We start from the raw sequence: 22,735 nt of genomic DNA, 5'->3' as shown, positions 1-22,735 counted from the left end.
TGCCAAAATCATCGACTAATCCCTTCGGATAAGTTGATGTCAAAAGGCCGCTTTCAAGCGGCCTTTTTTTTACTCTTTGGTGGGAGAATAGCGTTTTTCGGGTAATTGTGTTATCAATACAAGGCCAATAATGTCAGAACAAGTGCCATCAGAGCACGCCTATTCACCGCTGGAAGTCAGACTGAATGAGTAAAGAGCAGACCACCAAGCACAAAAAAGTCACAATGAAAGACGTCGCCGCCATGGCAGGCGTATCCATAATGACAGTGTCACGTGTCTTAAATAACGATAAAGTCTCTGAGCAGACCCAAGAGCGGGTTATGGAGGCAGTTAAAACACTCAATTACCGGCTTAATGTTTCGGCCCGCAGCTTGTCTGGCTCGCAATCCTATCTTTTGGGTTTTTTCTACGATAACTCTTTGGGCAGCTATATCAGCCAATATCTGATTGGCGTATTAAAACGCTGTAACGAGTTGGGTTATCACTTAGTCCTAGAGCCTTGCTCCTTTGGCGAAGAAAATGTCGAGAGTATTATTGAAGAGCTTTCCAATCGCTATATGCTCGATGGTGTTATTGTACCGCCGCCACTAAGTGAGTACTTACCATTACTTGATGGTCTGGAGGCTGCGGGTATGCGTTATGTGCGAGTGGGGCCTGGCTTAGAGTTAGATCGCTCGGCTTATGTCTCAATCGACGACTACCAGGCTACCTTCGATATGACGGAGCACCTGATCGATGAAGGCCACAGACATATCGGCTTTATTAAAGGTGATAGCCATCAAGGGGTTGCGGCTAATCGCTTTCGCGGCTTTAGCGATGCCTTGGCGGCACACGACATCCCTCTGGCCGATGCGGTCGTCGCTGAAGGGGATTTTAACTTTAGTGGTGGTATGCAGGCCTGCGAGGAGATATTAGATTCCGGGCGCAAGGTAACCGCTATTTTTGCCAGTAATGATGATATGGCCAGTGCGGTACTCGCCTCGGTACACAAGCGCGGTTTGCGCGTGCCCGAGGATATTGCCGTTGCTGGCTTCGACGATACATCCATTGCCCGCTCGGTCTGGCCACCCTTAACAACGGTGAGGCAGCCTATTGATGATATGTCTGTAGATTCGGTCAATCTATTGATTGAGGCTATTAAGGCGGATCAAATGCTGGGTATTGAGCTGAATAAGCGCGATATTTTGCCGCACTCTATCGTTGTTCGAGGGTCTACCCGAGCGGCGGACAAACAGTAGAGCGCTCAGGCGCAGATCGCAGTTGCTTCGAGAGCGGGGTAAGCTTTCGCTATAAAACCATCCGGCAATAAAGATACATGCGCGAGCTGATTAATAGGTTTTTTTCCCCGACGGTGTTGGCTTTCATTGTATTGCTAACATTGATTGCCTACACGGTATTGCAGCAGCGGGCGACCCAATTGCCAGTAGTGGCTGAAGTGCGTAATGGGCAGCTGGAGGTGGGCGCGGACCAGGCTTCTCGCATAGTGCTAAGAGGGGAGTGGCGTTTCTACTGGCAAGAACTATTAACCCCCGCCCAACTTCACGATGACTACCAACTCGCATGGTTACCTGCCCGCTGGCATGACTCCAATCACGGTACAGAGCCTTTACCTGGCCAGGGGTACGCTACCTATGCTGTCGATATACATTTTGCTCAAGCCCCTCAAAATTTAGGTCTTAGGTTACCAACGTTATATCGAGCTGCCCAAGTATGGATTAATGGCGAACTGGTCTTGGCCGCAGGGCAGCCAGGAGAAAGTGCAGCGAGTGAAGTGCCGCGCGATGAAATCAAACAGGTTAAATTGAGGCCAAATATTGGCCGCCATTTACAAGTAGTGGTGCAAATATCGAGTTTTCATCATGTCGATGGGGGCATGCATCACCCTATCGTTATCGATGATTGGGATGCCTTAGTTAGCGCCGAAAAATGGCGAGTACTGCGAGGCATTTTTCTGATGTCATCGACTCTCACCTTGGCGATTTATTTACTTGTTATGTGGAGTCATGCCCATGCTGGACGCGAATATCTTTACTTGGGTGCAGGGTTGTTTTGGTACTCAGTGCGTATTTTTGGCACCGAGAAATTAATTTATTATATCTTTCCTGAATTTTCGACATTGTGGCTTTTGCGCGCCGAATACTATGGAATGTTTCTGTGTATTCCGGCCTATATATTGTTTATTCAGGCGCTTTTTCCCCGCGATATCAATTACAGATTTATACGAGGTTTTTGGTGGTTGGGGGTGGGGGCATCATTATTTGCTTCTGTAACAAGCGCGCGCTGGTTTACGTTGCTGCGAGACCCGTTTGAGGCTATCTGCGTTCTTTATATTTTGTACTTTATTGGCTGCTTGATCTTAATCGTTTGGCGCCGTCGACCTTGGAGTGGGCTTGTCAGCTTTTTGGGTGGGGTAATTGCACTTCTATTCGTCAATGAGGTACTTTATTATCGCCAGGTTACTGCAGTTCAGCTGACGCCCTGGGTGTATATTTTCGTGGCGTTGACCAGCATTATTTTTTTGGGGCAGAGGCTTAACCAGCTCCTGTCCATTGAGTCTAAACAAAAAGCATTGTTGCAAGATGCGGTCGATGCCAGAACCTTTGAATTGCAGCGCCGACTGGAAGAGCTGGATCAAGCGCGTCGACACGCTTTAGAGTTGGCGCAAAAGCGCAGTGAGTTTATGGCTGAACTTAGCCATGAAATACGCACCCCTCTTTCCGGTCTTATTGGCACTATGCGACTTGTTGGCCGGGAGGGAGCAAATCAACCGACCCTTATTCGCCATGCCATTGATGCTGGCGAATCTCTTTTAGCGGTGGTGCGTGAGTCACTCAGTGCCAGTGGCTCAGGGCATATGCAAGCGAGCAAAAGAATACGGTTTGATGTGCTTGAACTGCTGTACTCAACAATCGACATTATGCGAACGGTGGCCCAGGAAAAAGGTCTGGCGCTCGAAATAAAAACAGACCTGGACACACCCCTGTGGGTTAATAGTCACCCTCTGCGAATTCGTCAAATTGTCAGTAATTTACTGAGTAATGCCATCAAATTCACAGCCCAAGGTGGTGTGATTGTGAGCGTGAAAGTTTCTCATGCACAAAAGCAGGTTGTTCAGCTACAAATTGACGTCAGTGATACGGGGATTGGGATTGAGCCTGCAGAGCAGGAACAGGTTTTTGCAGAATACGTACAGCTGAACCCAGAGCCAGAAAATCCAGGTGTTGGATTGGGGTTGGCTATTACTCGAAAATTAGTGCTCGATTTGAAGGGCAGTATTCGATTGCAGAGTGTTCCTCGAGAGGGTACACGTTTTACGGTGGTATTGCCGCTTGAGCGTGTTGAGAATTGTCGTGACCTTGAGGCGCCTACCCGGGCTGTGTATCGCACCGAGCAGGCACTCAATGTGTTAGTGGTAGAGGATGACCGAGTCAATCGAGCGATTGTGGCGCAGCTGTTGAGGTCGGAGGGGCATAAGGTGCGTGCCACTTCACATCCAGTTGAAGCCTTAAGTTGGCTGCAGCAAGAGCATTTTCAATTGTGCCTGTTTGATATTCGCTTGCCGGATATGAGTGGCTTGGAGTTGGTTGAGCGCTCTCGGTCAATAAATGAAGGTAGGCAGACGATTTATGTAGCACTGACTGCAAACACTAGCGAAAGTGATATAGCGCAATATCGCAAGGCGAATTTTGATTATGTGATGGAGAAACCGGTAGACAAATTCCATTTGCAAATGGTGTTATCTCGGGCCGAAAAGGGAAGGGAGGCGACGGACACCTTCTTTTTGCATAATGATTTAGGGCAGGAGGCCGGTAATTTACTGGTGGATCGACGACTCTGGCAAGGCATTGTTAATGATCTGGGCCGCCACCGCGCTGAAACTTTACTCGAAGATGCTCGGTTGTCACTGCGCGAGTATAGTAATGCTCTAGAGGTGGCATTGGGGCAAGGCAGGTTCACGGACATTCGCGATGTTGCCCACAAAATAAAAAGTGCGGCCAAGTCGGTCGGTATGATCAGTGTTGCAAATATTGCTCATCATGTCGAGTCAGAGCCTACGCGCGCTTTTAGCGTCTTAACGAATCTCGATAATCTAATTACTACATCCTACGAGCAAATGCGAATGGGGCTGGAGAGCCGACATGATCAGTAACAAGATCCCCAAGGTGCTAGTGGTTGAGGACGAATTAACCGCACGCAGCCTTTTAATGGGATACCTGCAGGAACAGGGTTGGCAGGTGGACGCATTGCCGGGGGTGGAGTCCGTATTAACACAGGTGGCGCAGCAAGATTACGATTTAATCTTTTTGGATATTCGCCTGCCTGGAGGGGATGGCTTGAGTCTGTGCCGGGAAATACGGGCAAAATTCCCGGCAGGCGTCATATTCACCACCGCCATTGACGACCCTATCGAGCGGATCGTGGGGTTGGAGGCCGGGGCCGATGCTTACTATTCCAAGCCGTTGCCGATGCGCGAAATGATCGCCGGAGCCAAAGCATTGCTGCGTCGCGTGGACCAAATCAAACAATTAAGCGTCGATAACCCGCAGGCGAATCGGCGACAATATCAATTTTCCGGCTGGTGCTTTGACAGTGCAACCCAGCGCTTGAGCGGCCAGACCGTACTCTCCCTAAGTCACAACGAGACAGTAGTCATGCGAGCTTTGTGTGACCGTGCGGGGGCTTCGGTTAAGCGCGATGACTTAATGCGTGCGTTGGGTAAAATTGACTGGATGCCATTTGATCGTACGCTTGATGTGCTTATTGGCCGACTTCGCAGTAAACTTAAAAAAATTGTACCCGATGGGGGGAATCTAATTAGCGCCCAATACGGTAAGGGTTATATCTTAAATGCTCAGGAGATATAAAAAGAATCATCGACCTTTGATTTAAAAATGTAATAATTTATTACATTTGTTGCAATTGCTCTGATTTATTTGCCAATTCTGTCACATTAATTCTGTTAGTCTAATATAGCTAAGTGGGGGTGAACTCACAGTAGCGAGCGCTTGCATAGCTAGGGGGTGGGCGTTCAGGCACTTAATTCGGAGAAAAACTATGAAAATGCAACAAAAAATAAAGCAGCTCGGCCAGGGCATGACCGAGTACATCATTATCGTGGCGCTGATCGCTATTGCAGCCATTACAGTTTACAACCTGTTTGGTGACACTGTTCGTGGCCAGGTGGGGAATATGGCTCAAGAGTTGGGTGGTAGTGACAGTACCAATGACACTACCGGCCGTGGTGACGCGGCAGCGGCTGAGCAGGATGCCGACTACGGCCTGGATGACTTCCAGCAAGACGATACCTGATATTTTAGTCCCGTCGGGGCTAGATTGTTCATAGATGAACTCCATCAGATCGGATAAAGGGCAGGCCTTTATTTTTGGCCTGCTCTTTCTTGCTGTCGTTGTTATGGCGCTGCTAATCCTGTACAACCAGGGTCAGCTGGTGACCAATCGTATTCAGCTGGAAAATGCAGCTGACGCAACCGTATATTCGCAGGCCAAGCTTGCGGCCCGCAATCAAAACTTTGCCGCCTATACTAACCGTGCCATGGTGGCTAACGAAGTCTCCATCGGTCAGATGGTGTCCTTACTCTCTTGGGCCAAACACTACAAACAAGTAGGCTCATTTACCAGTTACCCGCTTTACCGGTTTCCCGTTGCTCCACCTTCTCCTACCACTTTTGCCGATGTTTTAAATGCGGTGACCACGCCGTATCGGATAATGGGGGAAACTGTTTCAGCGGCAGCTAAGCCGATGGTAGAGGTCTGGCCCACGGTGGTCTCCTACTTTAATAGCACGCTTGGCGTGTTTCAAAAAATGTTTGCTTTAGCCACCTTGGCGGCTCAGGTGGAAGTGGGCATGGGGGTGGTGGAAGACCACGAGGATGACCCCGATAACCCTGAGATGTATATACCTGTTATCGGGTGGTATTTTTTTACGCAGAATGCGTTGTTAACGTATTTTGGGGAAAATTTTAGCCCCACCAATTTAGCCGACTTGGTGGGGGATGCAACGGCTGATCAAGACTGGTCAGCTGATGCGACCGATCTGACCCGAGATTTTCTCGGCGATCAGGTCGGAGAGCTGGAAAATATGATCAATGACAACAGTCCGGGGTTGTCCAAGAAAAAAAGTAAGAATAGCAGTGGCGGGGCCAACTCCAACGTCAATACCGGTGATCAGGCCGAAGCCAATGCGGTGGAGGCCTACCAGCGCTATATGGCGATTGTGAATCGCAACCGGGCCAGCTTTACGGAAGATCGCCACTGGCAGCTGTGGGCGACTATCCCCGATATTATTCCAGAAATCACTCTGCCGCTCGGGATTGTGACCTTAACCATTGATTTAGACTTTTCCGTCGGCGGCGGTTTTAAAAACGATGGCGGCTCGGTTTATATGTCTAACTCCGCCATTGAGACCGATGAGGATATTGCCAAAATCAACTGGTCGGCTATCGATGTACTCTCCTTTGGTTTAGAGTTTGATATCGGCTTGTATGTTGAGATTGAATTATGCCTGCCTATCGTGGGCTGTAACTCTTGGGTGTTACTCGACTTTAATTTCGTGTTGCCGATAGGTTTTCCTCTGGCGGGGGCAACCCATCAGGTCGTTGCGCAAAACTCCCATGCGAAAAAGATTTTAACCGACTGGGGGCTGCCTTTTAATAATGACACGGGTAAATTCGGCGGCGATCCGGATGACTCGGATAACAATGGCGCCTTAGATGGCTTCCATATGCAAACTTTGGCTTGGGGGCAGGCCTCGCCGACATTGCTGCCGGGTATGTACGGTGCACGTACCTCGTTAGATGTTACAGACAGCTACGCCGGTCCTCCCTCCTTCTTTAGTTTAGGGGGGAGTTTTCAGGAGTCTGGGGTGAGTTATGAATTTACAACCGCTCTGGCAAAAAGCCTCGACGATGTACAGACCAGTGATAACGATAATTTAAATATCGACTCAAATGATGCCGATTGGGATAGCGGAGCGATTCAGTACACAAACTTTGATGTACAGACCCGATCTCGTGCCGAAGGCAACGATTTTGCCGCCAACTACCAACAAGTCATTTGGAATGATGATCGGCCGATGATGACCGTCAGCTCCGCCGAGACCTATTTTGCCAACCCCATGCAAAGCTTAAGTGATGGCAGTGCTGAGCCCGCGAGCTTATTCAGTCCGTTTTGGGATGCGCGCCTGCGCGAGCCCAGTGCTATTGCTATTTTATTGGCTACCGGTGAAATAGATTTTGAAGATATGTTTGAGGGGATCAGTGATACCGCCATCGGCATGGTGGATTGGCTCTTACGTGCCATCGGTGATCGTCTGGTAGATACCGGTGTGGATTACTTGGTGGAACAAATTGACCCGCCGTGGGGCAGCTTGATTGAAGGGCCAATTCGCGATGGTGCCACTCAAGTAAAAGACATCGCTGTTGATGAAATCGTCGAGGAGTTAGAGGAGTTTATGCCATGATTGCTCCGGCCTCGACGCGCCAGCACGGACAGGCCATGACAGAGTTCGTGGTCAGCGTGGCGTTTATTTTTATGGTGCTGTTTGTCATTGTGCCCACCTTCGGCAAAATCATTGATATTAAAATGAAAAACCAACAGGCCTCTCGCTATGCTGCCTGGGAGCGAACCGTCTGGCTGAAGGATATGAACGCCTGGAACGCAACGTCTACCACTAACACGGAAGACTTCGTCATCAGCTCAGACGAGTTTGAAAGCGTTGCTTTACGCAGCGACACGGAGCTGGAGAACTCGGTTGCCTCACGTTTTTTTTACGGTCAGGGGCGGGCCGAAATAGTGCCGATCAGCTCTAGCGATGTAACCGGCCCCGGTACGGCTGGGTCTGAGAGTCCTGTTTGGACCTACCATCAGTCCCGGCAGGAAATGTTGGGGCAAGTGGAAGTGCTCGATCTAAACGAGAGAGATACACCCAGTGTCGCTTATGATGTGCTCGATTATTTGGAAACAGGATTGGGCGCCATCACAACACCGATTGAATTTATGCTAAACGCTATCGGCGGCGACAACCCTGATTTGTTACAGCTCGACTATAATTTAAACGGTTACTATAAACCCAGTGTGCGCACTTCTCTTAATACCGGCAATGCTAAAGGCGGCGGTAATGGTGAGTGGGACCTCAATGATGGTGATTGGGGCGGTGGTATTGAAGATGCTATTTTTCAGCAGTGGGATGGCCGGTTTGTTTCCAACTCAGCTATTTTGGCTGATGGCTGGAATGCTCAAAGTGTAGGCTACTATGCCGACCGGGTCGATAATTTCGTTCCCTCTACCGTGTTTGATAACGCTCTGTTTGATGTACTTAAAACGGCGGCCAGTATTCTGGAGGCGGGCCCTTCGCAAAGCGCCATCTATCGTTTGGATTTTGGTGAAATGGGGGTCGAGCCAATGCCCGCTGAAGACGTAACCTGTGACGACGGACACTGCTACTACAATGATTGAAATCACTAAGCGTCTCTGCGTTTGTTGGCTTATTACAGTATCCCCACTGGGTTGGGCAAGTTGTGACTTCACCGACTTTCCAACTATGTCAGAAATGAAAGTGAGCGGTCTACTGAATGATGCCCAATACAACTCTCGGCCTATGACGGTGCGCTCATTTAGTGCCAATGTTTCGGGAGAAGAAGTGGCAGGTTTTTATCGTCGACGTTGGGAAGATGCCTTTTCTGAAAGTCGCTTTGGCCCTTGGCAACAGATAGGCACCTTAGCAGATGAGTGTTTCTTCACGGTGCAATATGGCGAAGCTGGAGGGAATGCCTTTGGCCGTCTGTTGATCAGCGTGGTCCCTAGTGGTGAGTCTAATGCCCCTTTGGGCCAGGGGGTGGTGAAGCCCTCAGACGGTGTTGTGGTGTCTGATTTGCTCACCAATGACGGTCCGAAAGAGGGGCGGGTAACGGTGATTAGCAGCGAGCAAACTGTGTCTGAGGTGGCGAGCTTTTACCAAACGGAGATGACCGTTGATGGTTGGGGTTTGGACCAGCATTTCGCGGAACGAGGTGGGGTGGTATTAGTATTTCGCAAAGGTACGGACGAGAATAATATTGTCATTATGCCCGCGGGTGATGCCACGCAAATTCTAGTCAATGAGGTTGAAATCAACTGATATGACCAGTCCCAAACGATCCAAATTATGGCGTCAACTGGGTCAATCTATGGCTGAATACACCGTGGTGATGGCCGCGCTGGTTGGGGGACTATTGGTGGCTAATCGCGGTGCCTGTCCCGATCAGTACGAGGATTGTATTGAGTACTTGCTGACGGTAATGCACGATAATTACGATGGTTATTCTGCCTCTATCGCTGCGGTTCATGAATATGCCACTGATTACGAAGTCTCTGAAGGTGGTGGCGGTGGAGATGACGATGGCGGTGGCGATGACAGCGGTGGAGGCAGTACTGGTGGCGGCGATAATGGGGGTGAGCCAACCGCAGCAATCTCGCAAACCACGATTGTCTCTTCCAACGGTGGCTTTAACAACCACGGTGAGCTCGACCCATCCACCGGTTTGGTTACCAATAATGGTGAGGTAGTCGGTACCTATGACGACGATACGGGCACTTACGAAGCCGCTGACGGCAGCACCACCGATGCCTACCTACAAGATGTGGTGGTAGATGCGGATGGCAATGTTTTGCAGCGCGAAGCGATAACCGATTGTGGCGACCCACCTCAAGTGTATGGTTTTGGGTACGAGAGTAAGGCAGACGGAAAATTTTACGACTCGCTGCAATTTAACGAAATGGATGTAGATGGGTATTGCACCGAAGCGGCATACAAGATGGTGGATCGTGATGGGGGGAGCGATGACGGTCGGATTATAGACGGACACTATTATGCTTTTTCCACTACACCGGATACCTCAATTGATACTGGCGTAATGGAGCCCGATGGCGAAGTGGTTTACTTCGATTTGGGGGGTGCTTCTTTTTGCGCAGTAATGGCCGCTGGCTGGGATAGCGGTATTGATGAAGACCTGAGTGACGATGAGTTTTACGCAGCTCAGATGGAGCTTTTATTTGAGCCCAACCAAGATGAATCTACTTGGATCGGCTCGCTCGACAATGAACATTATACCGAGCAGGTGTACATTAATGGAGAGCCTTCCTCTCCTAATGACTGCCCGTCTAACCGGGTAATCAGCGAACCATAAGAAATCTTTGGGAACTAACAGCCGAATCCGCTCATAACGGAGACATTTAAACCGGCGCACAAGTAACTTGGGGAAAACAATGAAACAAATGTCTGGCTCTCGCCTCTTTATGATTGCCGTGGTCTGCGGTGTAGTGGCTGCCTTTTTGACCGTGTATTACTTAAAATCAGTTGAAGAGCGGTATCGTAAGGCTAACCAACCTGAACAGGTAAGAACTATTGCTGTGGTCGTTCCCAAGCGCAATCTCAATAAGGGCGACAGTATTACCGTGGATGCTATTGGTAAGCTCATGGTTCCTACCAAGTTCCTTCCCTCGAACTTTGTTCCCGCATCCGAATATAAAAAAATCTTGAATCGGACCATTGCCTCGCCCATGAAAGCGGGACGCATTATGACCATGGACGCCATTACCGGCACCAAGGCAGAAACATTCTCTGAGAATTTGGATCTGGGGCGTCGTGCATTCAGCGTTAAGGTCAACAAAATTGACTCCTTTGACGGCCTGTTAAGACCGGGTGACACCATTGATTTGATGGGCGAGTTCGATTTAGAGGATCTGGGCTTTAGTGGTGGTGTACAAGATGTGAATCAGGTGGTCATGCCGGTACTGGAGAGTGTCATTGTTTTGTCGGCGGGCCGCGAGGATTACACTGGGCGCCGTTATGAGCGCTCGCGCCAACAAAACTCGGTGGATGGATTCAATATGGAATTCACCATTATTACCCTTAGTTTAACGCCGCGTCAGGTGGCGCGTGTACAGTTGGCCGAAAAAACAGGCAGTGTGTTCGCCGTATTGCGTCACCCCAAGGATACCAGTATGGCGGAATACGACTATATTCGCGCTGACGTACTGCTTGATCCTGAGCCCGAACCTGTGGTCGATGTAGTTTTAGATGAAAACGGCAACCCTATAGGGCGGATCATTGGTGACAATGTTGTCGATGCCAATGGCAATATTATCGGCAAGGTAGTGGATGGTAAGGCTGTTGGGTTTGATGGTAAATCCTTGGGTAGCATTGTCGAAAATGTGAGTGAAGACGACCCCATGCTGCGTGTGCGCGAGCGGGCAGATGTTGTGCGGGATGCCAACGGCAATGTTATTGGGAAAGTTGTAGATGGCCAAATTCTGGATCGCGACGGTAACGTCATTGGGCGTGTGGATGAAAGTGGTCGCGCGATTGGCCTGAATGGTGAAGAGATCGGCACTGTCCAGAAAAACGTTGCTCTCGATGCCAAGGGCAATGTTGTTGATTTGCGCAACTCCACCGTGCCGCAGGGCCGCTCTGAAGTGACTCAGGTCGTGCGAGATAAAGATGGCAACGTGATTGGCCGTGTGGTCGATGGAAAAATTGTCGATAAAACTGGCCGCGTGATTGGCCGCGTAGACGATAGTGGCAATGCGATTGGTTTGAACGGGGAAGCTCTCGGTACAGTGGAAGAAGCTGTTGTGGATAGAAACGGCAATGTTGTCGGTAAAGTGAAAGAAGTTGTGAGGGATTCCAGTGGTCGCGTAATTGGGGATGTGCAAGAGGTGGTGCGAGATGCTGATGGCAATGTCATTGGACGGGTAGTCAACGGCCAGCTCGTCGATGAAAACGGCAAAGTGATCGGCAAAGTTAATGCCGACGGCTCGGTTACCGGCACCGATGGAAAAATACTCGGTAAGGTTGAAAAAGCCGTACTGGACGCCGACGGCAATGTGATTGGACTAGTCGATGAAAATGGTAAAGCTGTTGGTTTGGATGGCGCCGTACTGGGCAGCGCAGAGAAAGTCATGGTTGATAGCCAGGGCAATGTCATGGGCGAAGTGGCCGAAGTAGTGCGCGATGCCAGCGGAAATATCATTGGTAAAGTTGAAGAAGTTGTGCGCGATGCGGACGGCAATATTATCGGTCGTGTTGTTAACGGCCAGGTCGTGGATACAGAAGGCAATGTGATTGGAAAGGTAAATGCTGATGGTTCAGTTACCGGAACCGATGGCGAGATATTGGGTACAGTGGAAAAAGCCGTGGTAGATGCGGATGGCAATATTGTCGGGCGTGTTAACGCAGATGGGACGGCGATTGGTATGGACGGGCAAATACTTGGCACTGTCGAAACGGCAGTGTTAGGAGCCGATGGTCAAGAGCTGGATGAGCAAACCCAAGTTGTACGCGACGCAGATGGCAACATTATTGGTCGCATTGTCGATGGACAGGTGGTGGATGCCGAGGGCAACGTTGTGGGCCAGGTGGTTGACGGTCAGGTTATTGATGCCGATGGCAATATAATTGCTTCTGGTGTCACAGTGACGACCGAAAGCCGGCGTGATGTTGCCAGCCAAATGCGTGCCGACAATGCGGCAAAAGTGACTCGCGATGTGGACTACATCGAATTTATACCGGGCGGCACGGGCGAAGAGGGTATCGTTACTGTACGTCGTGTTCGCTTGCAGTAAGAGCGATGAGTCTAACAATGAAAACAATGGATTATACAGTTATGAATATTCGAGTTTGGGTGGGGACCTTTTTGGCACTGTTGTTGGCGCTTAATGCGCAGGCCAATGTTCTGCCGGAGTCACTTACGCTGTCTGTCGGAGAGTCGCGTGTTATAGAGGCCTCCAATATAGTGCGAATGTCTGTCGGTACGACTTCGCTGGTGGACTCAACACTGCTAAAAAGTGGTGAGATAGTCTTAACGGCAAACAGTGTGGGTGAAACCAATATGCAGGTGTGGTTTGCCGACGGCAGTCGCGAGTCTATGGCGCTCACTGTGGTTCAAGTCAACAGTAGTCGACTTGAGTTGAGTGAAGTTAAAGAGTTATTGGGCGATATTCCCGGCATAAAGATTAAAAGTGCGGGACGCCACACCATCATTGATGGTGTGATCGATCAACGCGATATGGAAAAAGTTGAGATCGTGCAGAGTATGTACGGTGACCTGATTGTGATGGCTCGTATTCTCGGCGAGTTTGAGCAGAAAATGATTTTCTTTGATGTGCAAATTGCCGAGTTTGATCGCAGCAAAACCGAAGAGTTGGGCATTAATTGGCAAAAAAGCTTCTCTGGTCCGAGCCTGCGTTATGGCAATACTTGGCGGGCCGCTGGAGCTGCAATTACTCAGTGGTCGGAAGAAGACTTACCAGCCGGTTATATGTATGAAACCGGCACGCGCGGAGTGCTATTTGGTATCGCCTCAGAAATAACGTCAATGATTGACTTGCTAGAGCAGACCGGTTCGGCACTGGTTTTGTCATCGCCTAGGCTAAGTGCGCGCAGTGGTGGTGAGGCTGAGCTGACTGTGGGGGGCGAAGTGCCTGTTATTACCAGCTCGCTGAGTGGCAGCAGTGTTGAATATAAAGAGTATGGCGTTATGCTGGGTTTGCAGCCCAAAATCGACTTATATGGCAATATCACCGCTCGCGTTGATGTTGCGATCAGTCAACTCGACCTGGCACAGGCTGTGGATGGTCAACCAGCTTTTAAAAAACGCGCGACAAGCAATGATATTAAATTAAAAGAAGGGGAAACTTTAGTCTTGTCCGGCCTTATTACACGGGATGAACAAGCGACTCTAAATAAAGTGAAATGGCTGGCGGATATTCCTATTTTAGGAAAGTTATTTCAGTCAAAAAGTTTTACAGGTGGTGAAACAGAGATGGTGATTTTCTTAACGCCACACATTCTCGATGACTTGAAAAGCGGTCCCAATCAGAAGGTGTTAGACCGTGTCGATGAGTACGTCGAAGAGCATGAAGAATATATGCGTACTGGCTTAATAGATTAAGGTGACCTGTGTTTGAGATAACCGTTAGCAGTAAAGATGGTAAATGGCAAGAGGCCGTAAGATGCGGTGCCGACTCTTGCGAAATTGGTCGCTCAAGAGATGTGATTTTGCGTGTGCGTGGCTGGAAGGTCGCGCCCAAGCACTTGCGTTTTGAAAAAGAGCTGGCCGGAGTTTTCGTGGTGGATGTCAGCCGCGGTGCTGGGGTTAGCGTCAATGGGGAAACCATCGAGCGCTACGGCCCGCTTTCAAGCAATGACGAAATCGAGTTTGGCGGCTTTAAGGCCGCTATTGTCGACCACAGCCCGGACCAGGAAGCCGAAAGTCTTGTTGCCGAGTTAAAAACCGACAGCGATGAGGCTCAAGCTGCTGGCCAATCAGGCTCAGTTGCCACTGCAGTAGAGCAAAGTGACAAACTGCGCGATGATTATATGGTCTGGGCCAAGTATGTGCACAAAGAGCTGGTGCGCCAGATGGACCTTAAGCGCATGCAGACCGATACGCTTGATCACGAGCAAATGCGCAGTGAGCTCGGCGGCTTAATCGACACCGTTTTGCAAACTGTGGGTCACAAGTTACCACCGGGCATTGATCGTGAGCGTTTGAAAAAGATTGTGCTCGATGAAACGGTTGGCCTGGGTGCGCTCGAACAACTGCTGGATGACTCAGACGTGACCGAGGTAATGGTTAATGCCTTTAATGACATCTACATTGAAAAATCTGGTCGTTTGATTAAATCCCCTGTGTCTTTTACCAGTGACGAAGCTGTTATGGCAACCATCGAACGAATTGTCTCCCCTTTGGGGCGGCGTATTGATGAAAGCTCGCCTATGGTGGATGCGCGTTTGCGCGACGGCTCACGGGTGAATGCCATTATCCCACCACTTGCACTGCGCGGCCCTTGTATTACCATTCGTAAATTTTCCGATCAAAAGCTTACCGATCGCGATTTGATTCGATTTGGCTCGACCAATGAGGCCATGGTGACCTTTATGCGCACCTGTGTGGAGCAACGCTCTAACATTGTCGTGTCAGGGGGTACTGGTTCGGGTAAAACAACACTTTTGAATATCTTATCTAACTTTATTCCGGTTGAAGAACGTGTGGTAACAGTCGAGGATGCAGCCGAGCTGCGTTTGGTTCAGCCTCACGTGGTGTCACTGGAAGCGCGTCCGGCGAACATGGAAGGCAAAGGACAAGTAACTATTCGCGATTTGGTTAAAAACTGCCTGCGTATGCGCCCCGATCGTATTGTGGTGGGTGAGTGTCGAGGTGGTGAAGCTTTGGATATGTTACAGGCGATGAACACCGGTCACGATGGATCATTGACCACCGCACACGCCAACTCACCGCGCGATATGTTGCGCCGTCTTGAGGTTATGGTGCTGATGGCCGGCATGGATTTGCCCGTGAGTGCCATTCGCGAACAGGTCGCATCGGCGGTGGATATTGTGATTCAGCAGACCCGCTTCGGGGATGGCTCGCGCCGGGTTAGCTGTATTTCAGAGATCACCGGCATTGAGAGTAATACCATTCAGCTGACGGATATCTTCCGTTACAAGCAAACGGGGTTTGACAGTGATGGGCGCGTAGAGGGGCACTTTGAGGCCACTGGTATGGTGCCGACTTTCTATGAAGAGCTGCGCAGTCGGGGTGTGGAAATCGATATGAGTATTTTCAAATCATGATAGGCGGCTTAACGGATATCGGGACCTTGGCAGCGGTGGTTGTTCTCGTGTTTGTCACCGCAATGTGCTTGGCCATGGCTGTCACGCGTGAGGCCGGCGACTTTATGAGTTTCTACCGCCGGAAGTTCACCTCAAACGCCAATCAAGAGCTGGCCGAGATGTTCATTTTTATGGATACCTCGCAGCTGTTTATGATCAATATGGCAGCTCTCGTTCTGATCCCTATGGGGGTTCATTGGCTGTTTCAACTGTGGGTTATTACCGCGGGTGTCTTCGTGGTGTTACTCATTGTGCCCGGTGGGATTTGGGCTCGAATGCGAAAAAAACGCTTGGCAAAATTCGAAGAACAATTGCCCGATATTTTTATGATGCTGGCAAGCAGCCTGCAGGCAGGTGCCAGCATGAATATGGCGCTTTCCGACATGGTTAAACAGGCGCCAGCGCCGGCCAATCAGGAGTTTGGCCTGTTGGTAAAGCGAATGCAGCTTGGCGTAACCTTAGAAGACAGCCTTATTGAGTTGGAAAAGCGTCTGCCCTTGCAGAGCTTTATTATGGCGAGTTCTGCCATTCGAATCAGCCGCGAGGTCGGTGGTAATTTGGTGGAAACCATCCAAAGTATGGCCGAAACTCTGCGCCGGAAGAAAACCATGGAAGGCAAAATCGACTCTTTAACCGCGCAGGGGCGCGCACAGGGCACTTTTATGGCCATGTTGCCGATTGCCTTGGCTGTATTGCTTAGCTTTCTTGAACCCGAGGCTATGCGCAAGTTATACACGACACGCGAAGGTCTTATGGTGTTAGCTGTGATGGTTTTTATGCAGATCATGGGCTTTACCTTCATTCGTAAAATAACCAGTATCGATAGCTGAGGGCAGATGATGAATAATCTAGTCGCGCTGGGGGCAGGCTTAAGTGTCGCTTGTTGCGTCATCGCCGCGATATATATGGTCGCCTCTTTGAGTTATATGCTGGCCGATGAAGAGCGCTCCTATATGGACGAGCCTCCGGCTTTTATGCGGCCTATTTGGCCGTTGATTAAACTGGTTACCTATGTGCTAGGCAGCAACCTGCCAAGCTCATATCTGACTAAGGTAGATAATCAGCTGCAAAAGAATGGCGTCAGTTTTATGGTGACAGCCGAAGAGTATATTTCGGCTCGTGTTGTTTTGGCGATGCTGCTGCCAGCGTTGGGGTTTATGGCATTGGCAAGCTCTGGCAGTGTTGATCCACTCTTGCTAATCCTGCTCGCGGCGGGGGGGTATTATGTGCCTATCGCGTGGGTAAAGGATACACGCCGCAAGCGCGATGGCGAACTGATTCGCTCCCTGCCGGTTTACCTTGAGTATTTAACCATGTGTGTGGATGCCGGCTTGAACTTCGCCGGTGCCTTGAAGCAAGCGGTTGAAAAGGGTCCGCGCGGTGCTATGCGCAACGAGTTTCGCATTGTGTTGCGCGATATTAGCTCGGGCCAAACTCGGGGAGATGCCCTAAATCGTTTGGCGGATCGGGTTGATTTGAAAGATATTTCAGTATTTGTTCGAGCGGTAGTCCAGGCGGAAAAGATGGGCTCCAGCATGAAAAACACTCTGCTCATTCAGGCCAAAACCCGACTAAATGAACGCTTTCAACGCGCGGAAAAAATGGCAATGGAAGCGCCGGTTAAACTGGTAATTCCTCTGGTTATTTTTATCTTCCCGTTGACGTTTATTATTCTTTTATTCCCTATTGTGGTGAAATATATCGAGCAGGGAACATTTTGATTGAAAAAAATGTGCGCTGGTCGCGCCAGGAAGAAGCACTAGGTTATACCCGTGTTGGTTTAGCTGATAGCTACTGGTTGCGTCTGCGTGGTTTGCTGGGACGACCCGCGCCAGCCAGAGGCACAGCATTAAAAATTAAGCCCTGCTCATCGGTGCATACGTGTTTTATGGGGTACGCGATTGATGTCGTCTTTTTGGATCGTGGTGGCGTTGTCGTCAAGTTGGCGTCAAGCTTGAAGCCTTGGCGCTTCAGAGTGTGCCCTGGTGCAGCTTGTGTTGTCGAGTTTGCTGCCGGCGAAATACAAGCTTTGCGGTTACAGGTGGGAGATAAATGCGAATATTGTTAATGATTCTGGTGCTCACGATGCTGTGTGGCTGCGTAAGTGTCGGTGATGACAAAGCCAAAGCGGTCTTTGAATTACAGGAGTCTGCCGAGCGTTTATACCAACAAGGTGAATTTTCACACGCGTTGCCCAAGTACCGGCGCTTAGTTGAGCAATTACCGTTAAGCACTCGCTCTTGGCTGCGATTGGGTAACTGTCACGCGCAAATGGGGGCTTATAGCGACGCCGTGCTTGCTTATCAAACGGCATTGGCCATAGACGAGACCTATGCCAGTGCCTGGATTAACTTGGCTTATGTTCAGTCGCAAATACTGTCGCAGACTGTGGCTAGTATGTATGAACAGGTTCCTAAAACGGATCCTAAGGCCCAGCGAGTACAAAAAATAGTGGACGCAGTACTAGAGCCATTTCCCTCTGGTCGTTCAGCCACCGCTGAATCGCAAGGTGGAAACACAAAAGCTGTGCAACCACAAGGAGTAGAGCCCGAGGTGTCAGACACTGAGCCTCCGAGAGTGAAAGCTACCGATGTCGCCCCAGTGGATGCTCAGCGTGAATAATTTCACACGGGTACATAAAGATAAAAACCGCGGTCAGGCAATGATCGAGTTTGTCATCATCATTCCCGTGCTTTTACTGCTGATATTTGGTGCTATTCAGATAGCTTTTATTTATTCAGCCAAAACAACGCTTAATTACGCAACCTTTCAGGCCGCCAGAGTAGGGGCTACCAATCACGCTACTTACAGTGCATTGCGCCGCGGCTTAGTTCGGGGCATGGCTCCGTTGTTTACTAACTCCAGTTCCTTGGGCAATATGCGCGATGACATAGAGGCAGGTGTAGACAGTGCAGGCACCCGGCGTGATGCAGTGTCAGAAGTCGATACTTATACGCGCATCATACGCATCAATCCCACCAGTGCGATGCTGGAGTTATCCGGCTTTGGTGAAAGCACTGATGACAATGTCGCTATACCCAATGATAATTTGATGTACCGACCAACCTGGGAGGTGGATGGCGCCAGCATACAAGATGCTAATCTACTGAAAATCAGAGTGCAGTATTGTTACAAGCTGATGGTGCCGTTAGTGAATAAAATCATTGGTAATTTGAGCGAATTGAATAACAGCAAAGATCCAGGCAGCTACCATGAGCACCACACCGTTAACGATCCACGCTTTGCCGATGCGAACCGCGCCGAAGTAAATGCGGCAGCGGGGGTGACGGCTAGTTACGAGCAACTGTGTGGCGATCGCGCGGCTAACAATGAGGGCTTTGTGTTGTTTGCGGAAGCCATCGTGCGCATGCAGTCACCCGCGTACAGTGAAGAGACTGATGAGGGCTTGGAGTCCTTTATGTGCGATGGCACCAAGATGGCCTGCCCTTAGGAAGACTGAGCCACACGAGCATAACCCGGGCCATTGCATACGGACCCGGGAGCAAAACTGAAAATTTACCGCTCAGCCACTTCATTAAGAAAGACTGATTTATCAATCACACCGCCACGATGGCGAATAATCACGCTGGCGCATCGGTTGGCCTGTTGAGCGCATTGTTCGGGGGACTTGCCTTCGAGGTGAGCGGCCAAATAACCCGCGTTGAACGTGTCTCCCGCAGCGGTTGTATCAACAATGTTAGTCACTTTAGGTACGGGCACGGTGGTACGTTCCTGACCTTGCAAAATTACCACGTCCTCACTGCCGCGTTTAAGTACAATCTCCGCAATGTCACAGTTGGCGTAGCGATGCTGGAGTTCACCGACGGCATCGCCGTTAGTACCCCAGAGTAATTCTTCGTCGTCCAGTGTCAGTAGCGCCAAGTCAGTCAAGCCGAGTATGTCGCGATTCGCTTGTTGAGCTTGCTCTGGGGTTTGCCACAGGCGGGGGCGGTAGTTGCTGTCAAAAGCCACCTTTCCACCATTGTCTTTATAGCGACGCAAAAAGCTCAGCAAGTTGCTGCGCCCTTCGTCACCGATAATGGCGAGAGTGATGCCGGATAAGTACACCATGTTGCAGTCCGCCAGGCTGGCCTCTAGAGCTGACACTTCCGCTTCATGGTGGAACAGCTCACGAGCGGGGGCACGATCGCGCCAGTAAAAGAACTCGCGCTCACCATCCGGCGTGTTATGAATCATGTATAGACCCGGTACCTTGCCTTGCTGGCGCACAATGTTCTCACTGCCAATATGTTCGGCTTGTAGGCGCGAAATAACTGCATCACTGTAATTATCATCGCCCAGGCGGGTAATGTAGCTCGCTTGAGTGCCAAGGCGGGCCAAGGTTACCACCGTGTTATAGGTGTCACCGGCGTAAGATAACGCTTTCAGTTCAGTACCTTCTGGGGCGGGGGGAGCCACCGCCAGTTCAATCATTACTTCACCGATACAGGCAATCTTCGTCATGGTGTGTGACCCTTGGACTCATCAATAAATGGAACGGCGATTGTACAATTGGGCGCGCCTGCTGTACACGATGAGCTTAATATTCGAGCGAAAATGTTGTTTATTATGGCTTCTGATTCTCAAGCTTTGACTCTAATACCCCATATCGCTTTGGTAAACGCATTGTAAAGGCATTATTGGCTCTGACCTTTGCCCGTCATATTGGGCTGCTAGGCTACGGCAAAACTGACCGATAATGCTGGTGCAGCCGACCATGAGTACACTCTATTTACACCCGGACCGCCTATTACCCGCCGATGAGTCCACTCGAGCCATAGCTCGACGGTTGTACCAAGAAGTTGAAGGTCTTCCCATTATTAGCCCCCATGGTCATACCGATCCGGCCTGGTTTGCTGACAATGAGTATTTTCACAATCCTACGGAGTTGCTGATCAAGCCTGATCACTATGTGTTTCGGCTTTTATACAGTTTAGGGGTGTCCATGGCGGCACTGGGTTTGCCATGTAAAGCGGGTGAGATTGTAGAGCAAGACCCGCGTAAAATTTGGCGGTTATTTGCCCGCCATTACGCCGCGTTTAGGGGCACACCTACGCGCCTTTGGATGGATTATGTCTTCAGTAGCGTGTTTAACTTAACCCAGCTATTGAACGAAAACAGTGCCGATACCTACTACGAGCGTATTAATGAGCAGTTACACACTGAAGCCTTTCGCCCGCGCGCATTGATGGACCGCTTTAATATTGAATATTTGGCAACCACCGAGTCCCCGTTGGATGATTTGCGTCATCACCGAGCTATTCGGGGCAGCGATTGGTGCGGTGGTGTTATTACCACTTACCGCCCCGACCCTGTGGTGGACCCGGACTATGAAAACTTTGTCGACAACGTGATGGCACTAGGTGAATTGACCGGGGAAAACACAAGCAGTTGGGCGGGATACTTATCCGCATTGCGCCAACGGCGCGATTATTTTAAGACGTTCGGTGCAACCGCTACCGACCATGGCCATCCATCTGCCCAGACGTCCGATTTATCCCTTGATCAATGTCGTGCACTCTTTGCCAAAGTATTGGCTGGCAACCACACAACTGACGAGGCGGAAGTGTTTCGCGGTCAAATGCTCACCGAGATGGCAGCGATGAGCCTTGATGATGAGCTGGTGATGCAGCTTCATCCGGGTTCATTTCGCAATCATAACCCGCAGGTTTTTCGTGATTATGGGCGTGATAAGGGTGCTGATATACCTATTCAGGCCGAATACGTTAAGGCTTTGAAGCCTTTGTTGGATAAATACGGTAATGACCCGCGTTTATCCATGATCGTGTTTACGTTGGATGAGTCTGTCTATTCTCGTGAGCTGGCTCCATTGGCGGGTCACTACCCGGCCTTAAAGCTAGGGCCACCTTGGTGGTTTCACGATAGTCCAGAGGGGATGCGCCGGTTTCGCGAACAAGTAACCGAGACGGCGGGTTTCTATAATACCGTGGGCTTTAATGATGATACCCGCGCTTTTTTGTCGATTCCTGCGCGGCATGATGTGGCCCGCCGAATGGATTGCCATTTTTTAGCACGATTAGTCGCCGAGCATCGTTTGCCGGAGGACGAGGCGCGTGATGTGGTTGTGGATTTAACCTACAACCTCGTAAAGAAAGCCTATAAGCTCAAATAGCAGAATTAATGAATCGTAAAGCCTTGATTCGCTCAAACCTAGTTATGTGAACTGGCGACGGTAACACCGCCATGAGTATTTGAGAAAATTCCATAGTAAAAAATGGAAGCTTTAACCAGTACTTTTTAAGAATAAGTATAACCAGTAACGAGCATTCATATTCACTATAAGTCTTGGCTGCCATGACTTGCGCCTTCTATGTTTACAGCAGGGGTGACTAACGTCACTTTCTCCTACATTTGTTGCAGAGGGTAGCATTATGAGTACAGCACAACTAAGAGCCGCTCGTTTAACAGCCGTACCCTTGGGTATGTTGGCAACCATGGCGCTGTTGTTAATGATGGCCAGCTTAATTAAAACAGAGCTTGTCTTTGAACCTCAACCGGAAGCCGCTAAAATCGTCAATGTGATTATGCCCGAGGTGAAAACCATCGAGCCCAAATACCCTGAACTGGTGCGCCCCAAAGAGCCCGTCGTTGCTCCGCCCACTGACTTTGAAACCAGTGCTCCAGTAGTGAGCGATGTTTTTTCTCCTTACACAGTCAGCCCACCTGACAGTGTCGGTACCATCGGCCCTATTGAGATCGGTCAAGGTGACGATTTACTCCCCCGGATCAAGGTGGCTCCAAATTATCCCCGAGCAGCGGCCAGTCGCGGGATCGAGGGTGAGGTGGTCGTTTCATATATCGTGACCCGAAGCGGTGCAACACGAGACGTTCAGGTCGTGAGTGCTGTTCGTGCAGATGGCTCTCCCACCACCATTTTTAATCGTTCGGCAATTGCCGCTGCAGAAAAATTTAAATACAAACCCCGTGAAAATAATGGGATTACCATCGAAGTGCACAATGTGCAAAACCGTTTCGTATTTGAGTTGGGCGATTAATGCCTGAGCCCTCACTTTGTGAGGGCGTCATTGTGTGATTGATTTT

General features: G+C 49.9%; 19 protein-coding genes. 18 read left to right on the top strand and 1 reads right to left on the bottom strand.

Features of this window, described 5'->3' with window-relative positions:
* The first annotated feature begins 185 nt into the window (after nt 1-185).
* The 16 genes from Q4526_RS04490 (at nt 186) to Q4526_RS04415 (ending at nt 19,124) form a co-directional block, all read left to right on the top strand.
* The gene (locus Q4526_RS04490; RefSeq protein WP_303604885.1) at nt 186-1,238 is read left to right on the top strand and encodes a LacI family DNA-binding transcriptional regulator; all 1,053 of its coding nucleotides are present in this window, start codon (nt 186-188) and stop codon (nt 1,236-1,238) included.
* A 77-nt stretch (nt 1,239-1,315) separates the two neighbouring features.
* Nucleotides 1,316-4,150, top strand: a complete 2,835-nt coding sequence (locus Q4526_RS04485) for an ATP-binding protein (RefSeq protein ID WP_215975701.1) — start codon at nt 1,316-1,318, stop codon at nt 4,148-4,150.
* Complete coding sequence (locus Q4526_RS04480; RefSeq protein ID WP_215975700.1) at nt 4,140-4,865, top strand: response regulator transcription factor; 726 nt, start codon at nt 4,140-4,142, stop codon at nt 4,863-4,865. The genes Q4526_RS04485 and Q4526_RS04480 overlap by 11 nt, the downstream gene beginning before the upstream one ends.
* 190 nt (nt 4,866-5,055) lie before the next feature.
* Nucleotides 5,056-5,310 carry a pilus assembly protein gene (locus Q4526_RS04475; RefSeq protein ID WP_215975707.1) on the top strand — a complete coding sequence of 85 codons (255 nt, stop codon included), beginning with the start codon at nt 5,056-5,058 and terminating at the stop codon, nt 5,308-5,310.
* A 34-nt stretch (nt 5,311-5,344) separates the two neighbouring features.
* Nucleotides 5,345-7,480, top strand: a complete 2,136-nt coding sequence (locus Q4526_RS04470) for a pilus assembly protein TadG-related protein (RefSeq protein ID WP_215975699.1) — start codon at nt 5,345-5,347, stop codon at nt 7,478-7,480.
* On the top strand, nt 7,477-8,475 hold the full coding sequence (locus Q4526_RS04465) for a hypothetical protein (RefSeq protein ID WP_215975698.1): 999 nt from the start codon (nt 7,477-7,479) through the stop codon (nt 8,473-8,475). Before Q4526_RS04470 ends, Q4526_RS04465 begins: the two co-directional genes overlap by 4 nt.
* A gap of 85 nt (nt 8,476-8,560) precedes the next feature.
* Nucleotides 8,561-9,136 carry a hypothetical protein gene (locus tag Q4526_RS04460; RefSeq protein ID WP_215975697.1) on the top strand — a complete coding sequence of 192 codons (576 nt, stop codon included), beginning with the start codon at nt 8,561-8,563 and terminating at the stop codon, nt 9,134-9,136.
* Nucleotides 9,137-9,185: 49 nt separating this feature from the next.
* A complete protein-coding gene (locus tag Q4526_RS04455; RefSeq protein WP_215975696.1) occupies nt 9,186-10,184 on the top strand; it encodes a hypothetical protein in 999 nt (332 codons plus the stop codon).
* Nucleotides 10,185-10,263: 79 nt separating this feature from the next.
* Nucleotides 10,264-12,621 carry a Flp pilus assembly protein CpaB gene (gene cpaB, locus Q4526_RS04450; protein WP_215975695.1) on the top strand — a complete coding sequence of 786 codons (2,358 nt, stop codon included), beginning with the start codon at nt 10,264-10,266 and terminating at the stop codon, nt 12,619-12,621.
* A 41-nt stretch (nt 12,622-12,662) separates the two neighbouring features.
* Nucleotides 12,663-13,949, top strand: coding sequence for a type II and III secretion system protein family protein (locus Q4526_RS04445; RefSeq protein WP_303609533.1), 1,287 nt, complete (start codon nt 12,663-12,665; stop codon nt 13,947-13,949).
* Between the two features lie 8 nt (nt 13,950-13,957).
* Complete coding sequence (locus tag Q4526_RS04440) at nt 13,958-15,634, top strand: ATPase, T2SS/T4P/T4SS family (protein WP_303609532.1); 1,677 nt, start codon at nt 13,958-13,960, stop codon at nt 15,632-15,634.
* Nucleotides 15,631-16,503 (top strand): type II secretion system F family protein, encoded by an 873-nt coding sequence (locus Q4526_RS04435; protein ID WP_215975693.1) that lies wholly within the window; start codon nt 15,631-15,633, stop codon nt 16,501-16,503. The genes Q4526_RS04440 and Q4526_RS04435 overlap by 4 nt, the downstream gene beginning before the upstream one ends.
* A gap of 6 nt (nt 16,504-16,509) precedes the next feature.
* Nucleotides 16,510-17,394, top strand: a complete 885-nt coding sequence (locus Q4526_RS04430; RefSeq protein WP_215975692.1) for a type II secretion system F family protein — start codon at nt 16,510-16,512, stop codon at nt 17,392-17,394.
* On the top strand, nt 17,391-17,741 hold the full coding sequence (locus tag Q4526_RS04425; RefSeq protein ID WP_215975691.1) for a DUF192 domain-containing protein: 351 nt from the start codon (nt 17,391-17,393) through the stop codon (nt 17,739-17,741). Before Q4526_RS04430 ends, Q4526_RS04425 begins: the two co-directional genes overlap by 4 nt.
* Nucleotides 17,726-18,295 (top strand): tetratricopeptide repeat protein, encoded by a 570-nt coding sequence (locus Q4526_RS04420; RefSeq protein ID WP_215975690.1) that lies wholly within the window; start codon nt 17,726-17,728, stop codon nt 18,293-18,295. The genes Q4526_RS04425 and Q4526_RS04420 overlap by 16 nt, the downstream gene beginning before the upstream one ends.
* Entirely contained in the window at nt 18,288-19,124 is an 837-nt protein-coding gene (locus Q4526_RS04415; protein WP_215975689.1) for a TadE/TadG family type IV pilus assembly protein, read from the top strand. The genes Q4526_RS04420 and Q4526_RS04415 overlap by 8 nt, the downstream gene beginning before the upstream one ends.
* Nucleotides 19,125-19,189: 65 nt before the next feature.
* On the opposite strand, the gene Q4526_RS04410 is transcribed toward Q4526_RS04415, so the two are convergent.
* Nucleotides 19,190-20,137 carry a sugar kinase gene (locus Q4526_RS04410; protein WP_215975688.1) on the bottom strand — a complete coding sequence of 316 codons (948 nt, stop codon included), beginning with the start codon at nt 20,135-20,137 and terminating at the stop codon, nt 19,190-19,192.
* A 253-nt stretch (nt 20,138-20,390) separates the two neighbouring features.
* Here Q4526_RS04410 and uxaC point away from each other — a divergent pair, with 253 nt between their 5' ends.
* Both uxaC and Q4526_RS04400 read left to right on the top strand, forming a co-directional pair.
* Nucleotides 20,391-21,806, top strand: a complete 1,416-nt coding sequence (uxaC, locus tag Q4526_RS04405; RefSeq protein WP_215975687.1) for a glucuronate isomerase — start codon at nt 20,391-20,393, stop codon at nt 21,804-21,806.
* Nucleotides 21,807-22,065: 259 nt separating this feature from the next.
* The gene (locus Q4526_RS04400; protein ID WP_215975686.1) at nt 22,066-22,689 is read left to right on the top strand and encodes an energy transducer TonB; all 624 of its coding nucleotides are present in this window, start codon (nt 22,066-22,068) and stop codon (nt 22,687-22,689) included.
* The last annotated feature ends 46 nt before the right edge of the window (nt 22,690-22,735 follow it).

The sequence above is a fragment of the Gilvimarinus sp. 2_MG-2023 genome (genome assembly GCF_030547685.1).
Taxonomy (GTDB): Bacteria; Pseudomonadota; Gammaproteobacteria; order Pseudomonadales; family Cellvibrionaceae; genus Gilvimarinus.
Note: the sequence above shows the minus strand (reverse complement) of the source record. Positions and strands in the feature narration are given on the sequence as shown.